Raw genomic sequence first — 12,415 nt, 5'->3', positions numbered from 1 at the left:
GCGAACAAGCCGCGCCCGCACGAGGAAGATAACATGGCAAAGCCGGAATGGGGCACGAAGCGTAGCTGCCCCAAATGCGGAACGCGTTTCTACGACCTGGGCAAGGACGATCCCGTCACCTGCATCGAATGCGGTGAGGAATGGGATCCCGAGCCCGTGCTGAAGTCGAAGCAGCCGATCCCGTTCGAGGAAGACGAGAAGAAGAAGAAGGACGCGGAGGCCGATTCCGATCTGGCCGACGACGATCTGGAAGACATCGACGAGGACGACGATTCGCCCGACAACGAAGTCGATCTGGGCGGCGACGACGATCTCGGCGTGTCGAAGGGCAAGGGCGACGACGAAGGCGACGACGAAACCTGATCGCGTTCGTCGCCGATCTGGAACTTGCAACGATATAAGGCTTGCATTGGGCGGTGCGCCTTTCTAAAGGCCGCTTCCCGCAAGGGCGGTGCCTCCCAGGGCGCCGCGCAAGACAAGTGATTTGGGGCCTTAGCTCAGCTGGGAGAGCGCTACAATGGCATTGTAGAGGTCAGCGGTTCGATCCCGCTAGGCTCCACCACTTCACCGTTCTGCGGCTCTGGACTTGCTGCAAACGGCGGTGTCGTCCGCTTCCGGTGCTCACGGACTTGATGTCCGCTGCGCGCCGGTTCTCCGACACCACCGTTTTCGCTGGCGTTCAGAACCACAGTCCGGCAAAGTGGACTGCAATGAAGTCGGGATATTCCCGCACGCTGGCCGACGAGGTTTCGTCCGCCGGCGTTTTTCGCGTTTGCTGCGGGTTCGCGGCGTTTGGAGTGACGAGACACGATGTTTGAAGCGCTGTCCGATCGCCTGACCGGCACTTTCGACCGCCTCCGCGGGCGTGGTGCCCTGCGCGAACAGGATGTGCGCGACGCGATGCGCGAGGTGCGGGTCGCGCTGCTGGAAGCGGACGTGGCGCTGCCCGTCGCGCGCCAGTTCATCGACCGCGTCACCGAGAAGGCGGTGGGCCAGGACGTGCTGCGCTCGGTCACCCCGGGCCAGCAGGTGGTCAAGATCGTCAGCGACGAGCTGGTCGAGATGCTGGGCGGGGAAGGGCATGAGGATATCAACCTCGCCGCGCGCCCGCCGGTCGTCGTGATGATGGTCGGCCTGCAGGGTTCGGGCAAGACCACCACAACCGCGAAGCTGGCACGCTATCTGCGCGAGAAGCACGGCAAGCGCGCGCTCATGGCCTCGCTCGACGTCAATCGCCCGGCGGCGCAGGAACAGCTGGCGGTGCTCGGCACGCAGGTCGATGTCGCGACGCTGCCGATCGTCGAGGGCCAGCAGCCGGTCGATATCGCGCGCCGCGCGATGGAGGCGGCGCGGTTGCAGAACGCCGATGTGCTGATGCTCGACACCGCGGGCCGCCTGCATGTCGACGAAGCGCTGATGGCCGAGATGAAGGCGGTGGCCGGGGTTTCGACCCCGACCGAAGTGCTGCTGGTGGTCGACAGCCTGACCGGGCAGGACGCGGTCAACGTCGCGCAGAGCTTCTCCGACGAGGTGCCGCTGACCGGCGTGATCCTGACCCGGATGGATGGCGATGCACGCGGCGGCGCGGCCCTCTCCATGCGCGCGGTCACGGGCAAGCCGATCAAGTTCGCGGGCACGGGCGAGAAGCTCGACGCGCTGGAGGCGTTTCACCCTAAGCGGGTCGCCGACCGGATCCTGGGCATGGGCGACGTCGTCAGTCTGGTCGAAAAGGCCGCGGCGACGATCAAGGAAGAAGACGCCGAAGCGCTCGCCAAGCGCATGTCGAAGGGGCAGTTCGACCTCAACGATTTGCGCATGCAGCTGGCCCAGATGCAGAAGATGGGCGGCCTCGGCATGCTGGCCGGCATGATGCCGGGCATGAAGAAGGCCAAGGCGGCGATGGCGGCGAGCGGGATGGACGACAAGGTGCTCGTCCACATGGACGCGATCATCGGCTCCATGACCGGCAAGGAACGCGCGAACCCCGCGCTGATGAATGCGAAGCGCAAGAAGCGCGTCGCGGCGGGTTCCGGCGTGCAGGTGCAGGACGTCAACAAGCTGCTGAAGATGCACCAGGAAATGGCGCGCGCGATGAAGCAGATCAAGAAGATGGGCGGGCTCAAGGGCCTCGCCGCAATGTTCGGCGGTGGCGGCGGCATGGGTGGTGCCGGCGGCCCCGGAGGAATGGGTGGCGGCGGAATGCCCGGCCTGCCCGGCGGCGCTGGGGGCCAGGACGCGATGTCGGCTGACCTCGCCAATCTGCTCAACAAATCCAAGAAATGATTTCAGACGTTTAGAATCGAAAGGTAACACATCATGGCAATTTCCCTCCGTCTCTCCCGTGGTGGCGCGAAGAAGCGTCCCTATTACCGCATCGTCGCCGCCGACAGCCGCAAGCCGCGTGACGGCGCCTATCTGGAACAGATCGGCACCTACAACCCGCTGCTGGCGAAGGACGACGAGAAGCGCGTCCAGCTGAACGAGGACCGCGCGCGTTACTGGCTGGGCGTCGGCGCGCAGCCGAGCGACCGCGTCGCCCGCTTCCTCGACGCCGCCGGCGTGAAAGAGCGCACCGCGCGCAACAACCCGAACAAGGCCGAGCCGGGCGAGAAGGCCAAGGAACGTGCCGAGGAGAAGGCCACGAAGGCTGCCGAGGCCGAGGAAGCGCGCAAGGCCGCCGAGGAAGAAGCCAACGCTCCGGCCGAGGAAGCGGCCGCCGAGGAGGCTCCTGCCGCCCAGGAAGGCGCTGCGGAAGAAACCGCGGCGACTGCAGACGAAGGCGAGAAGGCCGAGGGCTGATGGCCCTCTCTCCCCTCCCGCTTGCGGGAGGGGCCGGGGGTGGGCGTGTGAAGCTATGACACGCCCCGCCAGGCCCCCCTCCAACCCCACCGACGGGCGCGAGGGGAATTCTCCTGGCCGCGCCGTCACGCTCGCGGCCGTTACCGGCGCGCACGGCGTGACGGGCGAGGTCCGGCTGAAGCTGTTCGGCGAGGACGGCGTCGCATCGCTGAAGCCGCATAAGCGGTTCAACGACGGCACGCTGACCCTTGCGAAAGTGCGCGACGACGGGAAGGGCGGGGCCATCGCCCGGTTCGCCGAGATCGCCGATCGCAATGCCGCCGAAGCGCTGCGGGGCACGGTGCTTACCGTGCCGCGGGAAACCCTCCCGCCGCTCGAAGAGGGCGAGTTCTACCATGCCGACCTGATCGGCCTGTCCGTGGTGACCGATGCGGGCGACCCGATCGGCACGGTCGCCGACGTGGTGAATTACGGCGCGACCGACATCATCGAGATCGCGCGCCCCGATGCGAAGCCTCTGCTGGTGCCGCTGATCGACGCCGCCGTGCCGGAGTGGAACGGCGAACGGCTGGTGGTGACCGCCGCTTTTGTCGAGGACTAGTCCGCGATCCCGTTCAGCCGCTCCAGCGCGTCCTCGGGCAGGTCCAGCGACGCCGCCGCGATGTTCTCGCGCAAATGCGCGCGCGAGGAGGTGCCGGGGATGACGAGGATATTGTCCGACCGCTGGAGCAGCCAGGCGAGTGCGACCTGGAATGGCGAGGCGTCGAGGTCCTTCGCCACCGCGTCCAGCGTCTCCGACTGCAGCGGACTGAACCCGCCCAGCGGGAAGTAGGGCACGTAGGCGATATCCTCATCGGCCAGCCAGTCGATCAGCGCATCGTCGCCGCGATTAGCGAGGTTGTAGGCGTTCTGGACGCAAACGATGGGACAGATGGTTCGGGCTTCCTCGACCTGTCCTCGGGTCACCGTGCTGATGCCGACATGCCGCACCAGCCCTTGTTCGCGAAGCCGCGCCACCGGTTCGACGAAGCGCGCGACACTCTCGCCGGTCGGGACGACGCCGCCATCGCCGCTGCCCATGATCCGCACGTTCACGACTTCCATCGCCTCCAGACCAAGATGTTCCAGATTGTCGCGTAGGCCCTGTTCGAGCGCATCGGGATCGTTCCAGGGGAGCCACTGCCCCTCTTCGTCGCGCCGTGCGCCGAGTTTGGTCACGATGGTCAAATCATTGGGGTAGGGATGCAGCGCCTCGCAGATCAGCCGGTTGGTTATGTGCGGACCGTAGAAGTCGCTGGTGTCGATATGATCCACGCCGAGTTCGACCGCTTCGCGCAGCACGGCCAGCGCCTCTTCGCGATCCCTGGGCGGCCCGAATACGCCTTCGCCTGCGAGTTGCATCGCGCCGTAGCCCATGCGTTTCACGGTGCGGTCGCCCAATTGCCACGTTCCGGCGGCGGCGGGGTCGAGAGGGCGATCGGTCATGCGGGTTCTCCTTTACGACCCGAAGCGCGAGGGGGCGTGCATGGTTCCGCTGGTCAGCGCCGCAGGGGCCGTTCCTGCGCCAGATGGTTGCGGATCGTCGTCGCGGCGACTCCGGCCTGCCCCATCGCGTGGCTGATCTGATCGAGCCCGAGCACCACGTCGCCCGCAGCGAACAGGCCGGGCACCGTGGTTTCCAGATGGTCGTCGACCGTCAGGCAGCCCTCTTCCGTTGCCTCCGCGCCGAGATTTACCGCCAGTTCGGAACGGATGTGGGAGCCGAGCGCGGGATAGACGCTGTCGAATTGCAGCCAGCCGTCGGCGGTTTCGACCGCGAGCCTGTCGCCCTCGATCCGATATTCGCCGCATGGGCCGTCGTGTGTTTCAATTCCGGCTTCGGCGAGTTCGGCCTGGCATTCCTCGTCCAGCTCGTGATCTACATCGGGCGCGACCAGCGTCACGTCGGCGGTATAGCCGCGCAGGAACAGCGCCTCGCGCGTGCCATGGTCGCCGGTGCCGATCACGCCCACGCGCTTGTCGGTGACCTCGTAGCCGTCGCAGATGGGGCAATAGCGCAGCAGGCCGCGCGCCAGCGCCTCGTCGTGCAAGGTGTCGTCCATGCCGGGCGGGTGGCGGTTGAACACGCCGGTCGCGAGCAACACGGAGCGCGCGGCGAAGCTCTCCCGTTCGGTCTCGATCCGGAAATGCCCGTCCTCGCGGGCCAGCGCGGTGACCCGCCGTTCCTCTCGTACCGCGCCGAAGCGGGCGGCCTGCCTGCGCATGCGGTCGAGCAGGTCGGTACCCGTAATCCCATCGGGATAGCCCGCATGGTTGTGCGTGCGCGGGATCAGCGCCGCCCGGCTGGTGCCGCAATCGAACAGCCGGACCTTGAGATAGAACCGCGCGAGATAGATCGCCGCAGTCAGCCCCGCCGGTCCCGCCCCGATGATGATGCAATCGTCCATCGCAGCTCAAACGCACGGGATGGCGTTGCGCTCCTGCGCGGTCTAAGCGGCGCGCCATGACCTTCGCCGCCACCGTCCTGACGCTTTATCCCGAGATGTTTCCCGGGCCGCTCGGTGTTTCGCTGGCGGGGCGGGCGCTGAGCGAAGGCGCATGGTCCCTCGATACCGTGCAGATCCGCGATTTTGCCACCGACCGGCACCGTACGGTGGACGATACCCCGGCGGGTGGCGGAGCGGGGATGGTGCTCAAGCCCGACATTCTCGCCGCTGCGATCGACCATGCGCGCGAGAAGCAGCCCGCCGCGCCGGTGCTCGCGATGACGCCGCGCGGGACTCCGATCACGCAGGCGCGTATCCGGGACCTGGCGGCGGGGCCGGGGGTGACGGTGCTATGCGGCCGGTTCGAGGGGTTCGACGAGCGGATTTTCGCCGGGCGGGACGTCGAGGAGGTTAGCCTTGCCGACATCGTGCTGTCCGGCGGCGAACCGGCGGCGCTCGCCATACTCGACGCTTGCATTCGCCTGCTTCCCGGCGTAATGGGCGCGGCTTCAAGCGGTATCGAGGAATCCTTCGAGGAAGGGCTGCTCGAATATCCGCACTACACCCGACCTCCGGAATGGGAAGGGCGCACGATCCCCGAAGTGCTGCGATCGGGGGATCATGCGAAGATCGCGGCGTGGCGCAAGCAACGCAGCGAGGACGATACACGGTTACGCAGGCCGGACCTTTGGGAGCGCCGCGGTGGCGCTCGGGCCCAGTCTGCCTCTGGCGCGCGGCATGAAGATAGGGACCAGGGTCAATGAACCTGATTCAGCAACTCGAAGCCGAGGCGATCGCCAATCTCGGCAAGGATATTCCGGATTTCCGCCCCGGCGATACGCTGCGCGTCGGCGTACGCGTGGTCGAGGGCACCCGTGAGCGCGTGCAGAACTTCGAAGGCGTGTGCATCGCGCGTTCGAACCGCGCGATGGGCAGCAATTTCACCGTCCGCAAGATCAGCTTCGGCGAAGGTGTGGAGCGCGTCTTCCCGCTCTATTCGCCGATCATCGACAGCGTCACCGTGGTCCGCCGCGGCGTTGTGCGCCGGGCGAAGCTGTATTATCTGCGCGGCCGCACCGGCAAGCGCGCCCGCATTGCGGAGCGCCGCGACAACCGGCCGGTCGACGCGTAAGCATCCACTCGCCTGCAACGGTAAAGACGGGGGCGGCCTTTCGGGGCCGCCCTTTTCTTTTGTGCAAAGGTCGGGCATCGCGCGCAAAACTTGCCGTTTTCACCCGATACGAAAGGCCCCGCCTTGCCATGCGAACCATGCTTCTCGCCGCCGCTGCCGCCCTGTCCATCTCTGCGCCCTTGGCCGCGCAGGACAATCCGATGAGCGACAGCGCCGCGGCAAGCCAGGTGCAGCAGCAGGGCGACATTTCCTTCCAACGCGTCTTCGGCAGCCCGAGCCTGAGCGGTTCCACCCCGCGCGCGACGAAGCTCTCGCCGGACGGACGCTGGCTGACCGTGCTGCGCCCGCGCGAGGACGAGAAGGAGCGCTACGACCTGTGGGGCTACGACCGCGAGAACGGCACGTGGTCGATGCTGGTCGACAGCAAGAAGCTGAGCAGCGGGCGCGAACTTTCCGAAGCGGAAAAGATGCAGCGCGAACGCGCGCGCATCGGCAGCCTGAAGGGGATCGTCAGCTATCAGTGGACGCCCGACGGGAACGCGATCCTCGTGCCGCTGGAAGGCGATCTCTACCTGGCGCAGCCCGGCGGTGATGTGCGGCGCCTGACCGACAGCGAGACGGGCGAGCTCAACCCCGCGATCAGCCCTGGCGGCGGCTATCTCTCCTACGTCGCGGACCGGCATCTGATGGTCGGCCCGGTGGGCGGCACGGCGCAGGAGGTGACGCCCGACGAGGCGAACGAGAACGTCCACTGGGGCGAAGCCGAATTCGTCGCGCAGGAGGAACTCGACCGGTCGACCGGATACTGGTGGAGCCCGGACGACCGGCGCATCGCGGTGGAGCGCTTCGACGAGAGCCGCGTGGGCGTCGTCACCCGCGCCGCCATCGGCGCGACCGGGACCAAGGTGTTCGACCAGCGCTATCCCGCGGCGGGCACGCCCAACGCCGTGGTCGATCTTTATGTCATGAACCCGGACGGGTCGGACAAGGTGAAGGTCGATCTGGGCAAGAACGACGACATCTATCTCGCCCGCGTAAACTGGGCACCCGATGGCAAGACCCTGTATGTCCAGCGGCTGGATCGCGAGCAGACGAAGATCGACATGCTGAAGGTCGATCCGGCCACGGGCAAGTCGTCGGTGCTGTTCACCGAGAAGGCCGCGCTACCCGATTACTGGGTCAACCTCACCAGCAATTACAAGTGGTTGAAGGACGGTTCTCTCATCTGGTGGTCGGAGCGCAGCGGCTACGGCCAGCTCTACCGGCTCGCCAACGGCAAGTGGACGCAACTTACCGGTAAGGGGCGCGATGCAGACTGGGTGGTTACCGACCTGGTCGGGGTGGACCAGGACACGGGCACGGTGTTCTTCGCCGGGACGAAGGACGACCCTCTCGCCAGCCAGATCTATTCGGTCGACTATCGAAAGCCCGGCGAGCCCAAGCGGCTGACCGACCCGGCCTTCGTCAACCAGGCCTCGATGGACGACAAGGGACGCACGCTGCTGATCACCCGGTCGAGCGACACGCAGCCGCCGCAGACCTATCTCGCCGACCAGGCGGGAACGGAACTGGCATGGGTCGAGCAGAACCGGCTCGACGCCGATCACCCCTACGCTCCCTATGTCGCGAGCCACGAACTGGCGAAATACGGCACGCTGAAGACGCGCGACGGCGCAACGCTGCACTGGAAGATGATTACGCCCGAAATGAAGCCGGGCAAGCGCTACCCCGTGTTCTTCAGCCATTACGGCGGGCCGCACGCGCAGGTCGTGACTAAAGGCTGGGACGGGCCGCTGCCACAGGCGATCGTGGACCAGGGCTACATCTATTTCGAGATCGACAATCGCGGCAGCGCCAATCGCGGAGCCCGGTTCGAGCAACCGATCTATCGCGCGATGGGCGGGATCGAGGTGTCCGACCAGAAACAGGGGGCGCAGTTCCTCAAGTCGCTGGACTACGTCGATCCGGACAAGATCGCGATCTATGGCTGGTCCTATGGCGGCTACATGACGCTCAAGATGCTGGAGGCCGATCCCGGCCTGTACGCCGCGGGGATATCCGGGGCGCCGGTGACCAAGTGGGAATTGTACGACACCGCCTATACCGAACGCTACATGGGCACGCCGCAGGACGACGCGGCAGCCTACGCGAAGGCGGATGCACTGGCGGACGCGGGCAAGATCGCCGATCCGATGCTGCTGATCCACGGGATGGCTGACGACAACGTGGTGTTCGAGAATTCGACCGCGCTGATCGCCGCGCTGCAGCAGTCGCAGACCCAGTTCGACATGATGCTCTATCCCGGCCAGACGCACGGTGTGGGCGGGCCTAACATCAGCCCGCAGTTGTGGAACACGATCTTCCGCTTCCTGAAGAATAACGGGGTGACCCCGCCCGAATGAGCGAAAGCCGATCCAGCGACCGGATCGGGCCCGCCGCGGTATGGGCCATCGCCGTCGGCGGGATGGTCGGCGGCGGGATCTTCTCGACGCTGGGGGTGGTGATATCCAGCGCGGGGCAATGGGCGGGCGTCAGCTTCGTGCTCGGCGGGCTCGTCGCACTGGCGACGGGCCACAGCCTGTCCGCGCTGACCGTCGACAGTGACGAGGCGGGCGGCATCTACAGCTTCCTGCGCGATCTCGGGCGCAAGCGGATCGCGGCGGCTTCCGCCTGGGTGCTGCTGGCTGGATACGTGCTGACCTGTGCGGTCTATGCCTACACTTTCGGGGCCTACATCGCCCACGCGGTCGGCGGGCCGGGGTGGATCGCGCCGGCGATGGCGAGCGCGGCGATAGTGTCGATGGCGGCGATCAATTTGCGCGGGGCGGGGCAGGCGACCGGCGTGGAAATCGCCATCGTCGCGGTGAAGCTGGCGATCCTTGCCGCGCTGGCGGCTTTCGGCCTGTCGAAGTTCGATGCCAGCGCGCTGACGATCCCATCGCAGCCGGGGCTGGTCGGCATCGTGGTCGGCGCGGCGAGCGTGTTCATGGCTTACGAAGGCTTCGAACTGCTGGCCTACGATTACGACGAGATGCGCGATCGCAAGCGCACGATCACGCGCATGATGGCTCTTTCCATCGTCAGCGCTGCGGCGATCTATGTGCTCGTGGCGCTCGCGGTGCCGATGCTGACGGGGACGCAGGCGGTGATGCAGGATGGCGAGGTGGCCCTGTCCAATGCCGGGCAGGCCGCGCTGGGCACGGCCGGGCTGATCGCAGTGACGATCGCCGCGGCGCTTTCCACCGCATCGGCCATCAACGCGACGATCTTTTCCAGCGCGCGGCTGGCCGAGGAAGTGGCGAAGGACGGTGCGCTGCCCGGCTGGCTGGACAACCGCAACGGACATGGCGCGCCGCAATGGGCGGTGCTGTCCCTCTCCGCACTCGCCTTGGGACTCGCTATCGTCGGGGGGCTGGGCGGTCTCGTCAGCGGGGCCAGCCTGGTGTTCCTGCTGGTGTTCGGCACGGTCAACGCGCTCGCCTTCGCTGAAAAGGTCGGGCGGCGCTGGGTATCGCTGCCGGGCGCGATCGGTGCCTTTTCCGCGATGGCGGTGCTGGTTCTGCATTTCGCCGGAGTGGCCTGAGCAAGAACTTTCCGTACTGATCTACGTTAAGTCTGCGTGGCCGCCGTTCGCGACCTGAAACGCAGGAGCACGTCGACCATGGCGACGAAAACCGACAAGTCCGATGGCGGCAAGCTGAGCCTGAACGCATCATGGTCGATGGCGGTCGGCGGAATGATCGGCGGCGGCATCTTCGCCACGCTGGGCGTGGTGTTCGACACTGCCGGAGCCTTCGCCCCGATCGCGTTTCTGATCGGCGGCCTGATCGCGCTCGCGACGGCCCATAGCTATGCCGAACTGACCCGCCACCACGACAAGTCGGGCGGCGTATTCATCTATCTCCATCAGGACGGCCATGAAACCGCCGCCAGGATCTCGGTCTGGGTCCTGCTGGCGGGCTACACCCTGACCGTCGCGGTCTATGCCTATACCTTCGGAGCCTATCTGTCCGACGCGCTGGGCGGACCCGACTGGATCAAGCCCGCCGCCGCTGTCGCCTCCATCGCGATCCTGGCCGGTGTGAACCTGATGGGGGTAAAGGAAAGTGCGGGGGTGGAGATCTTCGTCGTCTGGGCGAAGCTTATCATCCTGCTGGCGCTGGCGGTGATCGGCATTGCCCATTGGGCGCCCGATAACTTGCAGGTGACCGGCGATGGCGGCGGCGGACAGTCGCCTTTCCTCGGCGCGATCGTCGGCGCGGCCAGCGTGTTCATGGCCTATGAGGGTTTCCAGCTGCTGTCCTACGATTACGAGGAAATGGAGAAGCCCAAGCGAGACATTGGCCGCGGCATGATCCTGGCCGTGGCGGCGGTGATCGTCGTCTACATACTGGTCGCGGTCGGCACCGGCATGCTGATCGGCGCGGACAAGGTGATCGCGGAGAAGGAAGTCTCGCTGGCCATCGCGGGCCGCGCAGCGGCGGGCGAGGTGGGCTTCATCGCGGTGGCGATCGCCGCGCTGTTCTCGACCGCGTCGGCGGTGAACGCGACGATCTTCTCGACCGCCCGGCTGACCAAGCGCGCTTCCGAACTGGGCGAGATGCCTGATGCATTCGATAAGACCAATTCGGCGGGGGTACCGTGGTTCGGCACCGTGCTGATCGCGGTGGTGGCGGGCGTGCTGGCGCTGTTCGGCGGGCTCGACCCGTTGGTGAAGGCGGCCAGCCTCGTCTTCCTCGCCATCTTCGCGATCGTGAACCTGATTTCGATCCGCAAGGATGCGGGTATCCGCTGGATCTCGGTCGCTGGGCTGATCGGCGCGGTCGCCTCGGCAATCGTGCTGGTGATCCACTTCTTCGGCGTGGTGTAGCGCGAACGCTGGCTGCCCCCGCGCGAAGCAGGGATTGCTTGCCCGGCGGGCACGCGCGCCCTAGGTCGGCGCGCGAGAAAGCCAAGGAGTACGAAGCGAATGGGTTACCGCGTGGCCGTAGTGGGCGCGACCGGCAATGTCGGGCGCGAAGTGATGCAGATCCTGGCGGAGCGTGCCTTCCCGGCGGACGAGATCGCCGCCGTGGCGAGCAGCCGCTCGATCGGGACCGAGGTCGAATACGGCGACAGCGGCAAGATGCTCAAATGCAAGAACATCGAGCATTTCGACTTTTCCGGCTGGGATATCGCGATCTTCGCCGCGGGTAGCGGCCCGGCGAAGGATTACGCGCCCAAGGCCGCGGCTGCGGGCTGCGTGGTGATCGACAACAGCTCGCTCTATCGCATGGACCCGGACGTGCCGCTGATCGTGCCCGAGGTGAACCCCGACGCGATCGACGGCTACACGAAGAAGAACATCATCGCGAACCCGAACTGTTCCACCGCGCAGCTGGTGGTCGCGCTAAAGCCGCTGCACGACGCGGCGAAGATCAAGCGCGTGGTGGTCAGCACCTACCAGTCGGTCTCGGGTGCCGGGAAGGCGGGAATGGACGAGCTATTCGAGCAGAGCCGCGCCATCTTCGTCGGCGATCCGGTCGAGCCGAAGAAATTCACCAAGCAGATCGCCTTCAACGTCATCCCGCATATCGACGTGTTCATGGATGACGGTTCCACCAAGGAAGAGTGGAAGATGGTGGTCGAGACCAAGAAGATCCTCGACCCCAAGATCAAATTGAACGCCACCTGCGTGCGCGTGCCGGTGTTCGTCGGCCATTCGGAAGCGATCAATATCGAATTCGAGAACGAGCTGACCGCCGACCAGGCGATGGACATCCTGCGCGAGGCCCCGGGCTGCATGCTGGTCGACAAGCGCGAGGACGGCGGATACGTCACGCCGGTCGAAAGCGCGGGCGACGGTGCGACCTATATCAGCCGCGTTCGCGAGGACCCGACGGTGGAGAACGGGCTGACATTGTGGTGCGTGTCCGACAATCTGCGCAAGGGCGCGGCTCTGAACGCGGTACAGATCGCCGAGCTGCTCGGTCGGCGGCACCTGAAGAAGGGGTAGGAC

12 protein-coding genes and 1 tRNA gene are annotated in these 12,415 nt (G+C 66.2%); 11 read left to right on the top strand and 2 right to left on the bottom strand.

The features are described from left to right. Positions 1–33 precede the first annotated feature (33 nt). From F7D01_RS00900 to rimM, 5 genes are all read left to right on the top strand, one after another. Complete coding sequence (locus tag F7D01_RS00900) at positions 34–363, top strand: TIGR02300 family protein (protein ID WP_215228415.1); 330 nt, start codon at positions 34–36, stop codon at positions 361–363. A 123-nt stretch (positions 364–486) separates the two neighbouring features. Further along, a tRNA-Ala gene (locus F7D01_RS00895) sits at positions 487–562 on the top strand. 248 nt (positions 563–810) lie between these two features. After that, on the top strand, positions 811–2,283 hold the full coding sequence (ffh, locus tag F7D01_RS00890) for a signal recognition particle protein (protein WP_215228414.1): 1,473 nt from the start codon (positions 811–813) through the stop codon (positions 2,281–2,283). A 33-nt stretch (positions 2,284–2,316) separates the two neighbouring features. After that, positions 2,317–2,799, top strand: coding sequence for a 30S ribosomal protein S16 (gene rpsP / locus F7D01_RS00885; protein ID WP_215228413.1), 483 nt, complete (start codon positions 2,317–2,319; stop codon positions 2,797–2,799). 55 nt (positions 2,800–2,854) lie between these two features. Next, entirely contained in the window at positions 2,855–3,400 is a 546-nt protein-coding gene (gene rimM / locus F7D01_RS00880; protein WP_215228412.1) for a ribosome maturation factor RimM, read from the top strand. Here rimM and F7D01_RS00875 read toward each other — a convergent pair. Together F7D01_RS00875 and F7D01_RS00870 are read right to left on the bottom strand one after the other, a co-directional pair. Beyond that, a complete protein-coding gene (locus F7D01_RS00875) occupies positions 3,397–4,284 on the bottom strand; it encodes an oxidoreductase (protein WP_215228411.1) in 888 nt (295 codons plus the stop codon). The genes rimM and F7D01_RS00875 overlap by 4 nt on opposite strands. A gap of 53 nt (positions 4,285–4,337) precedes the next feature. Continuing rightward, positions 4,338–5,246 (bottom strand): NAD(P)/FAD-dependent oxidoreductase, encoded by a 909-nt coding sequence (locus F7D01_RS00870; RefSeq protein ID WP_215228410.1) that lies wholly within the window; start codon positions 5,244–5,246, stop codon positions 4,338–4,340. Positions 5,247–5,302: 56 nt separating this feature from the next. On the opposite strand from F7D01_RS00870, the gene trmD reads away from it, so the two are divergent. The 6 genes from trmD (at position 5,303) to F7D01_RS00840 (ending at position 12,412) form a co-directional block, all read left to right on the top strand. Further along, on the top strand, positions 5,303–6,049 hold the full coding sequence (gene trmD / locus F7D01_RS00865) for a tRNA (guanosine(37)-N1)-methyltransferase TrmD (RefSeq protein WP_215228409.1): 747 nt from the start codon (positions 5,303–5,305) through the stop codon (positions 6,047–6,049). After that, positions 6,046–6,417 carry a 50S ribosomal protein L19 gene (rplS, locus tag F7D01_RS00860; protein WP_215228408.1) on the top strand — a complete coding sequence of 124 codons (372 nt, stop codon included), beginning with the start codon at positions 6,046–6,048 and terminating at the stop codon, positions 6,415–6,417. The genes trmD and rplS overlap by 4 nt, the downstream gene beginning before the upstream one ends. Positions 6,418–6,545: 128 nt before the next feature. Then, complete coding sequence (locus tag F7D01_RS00855) at positions 6,546–8,819, top strand: S9 family peptidase (protein WP_215228407.1); 2,274 nt, start codon at positions 6,546–6,548, stop codon at positions 8,817–8,819. Continuing rightward, complete coding sequence (locus F7D01_RS00850) at positions 8,816–10,000, top strand: APC family permease (protein ID WP_215228406.1); 1,185 nt, start codon at positions 8,816–8,818, stop codon at positions 9,998–10,000. Before F7D01_RS00855 ends, F7D01_RS00850 begins: the two co-directional genes overlap by 4 nt. Before the next feature lie 78 nt (positions 10,001–10,078). After that, the gene (locus F7D01_RS00845) at positions 10,079–11,287 is read left to right on the top strand and encodes an APC family permease (protein WP_215228405.1); all 1,209 of its coding nucleotides are present in this window, start codon (positions 10,079–10,081) and stop codon (positions 11,285–11,287) included. Between the two features lie 99 nt (positions 11,288–11,386). Beyond that, positions 11,387–12,412 carry an aspartate-semialdehyde dehydrogenase gene (locus F7D01_RS00840; protein ID WP_215228404.1) on the top strand — a complete coding sequence of 342 codons (1,026 nt, stop codon included), beginning with the start codon at positions 11,387–11,389 and terminating at the stop codon, positions 12,410–12,412. Positions 12,413–12,415 lie beyond the last annotated feature (3 nt).

The organism is Erythrobacter sp. 3-20A1M (genome assembly GCF_018636735.1).
Lineage (GTDB): Bacteria > Pseudomonadota > Alphaproteobacteria > Sphingomonadales > Sphingomonadaceae > Alteriqipengyuania.
Note: the sequence above shows the minus strand (reverse complement) of the source record. Positions and strands in the feature narration are given on the sequence as shown.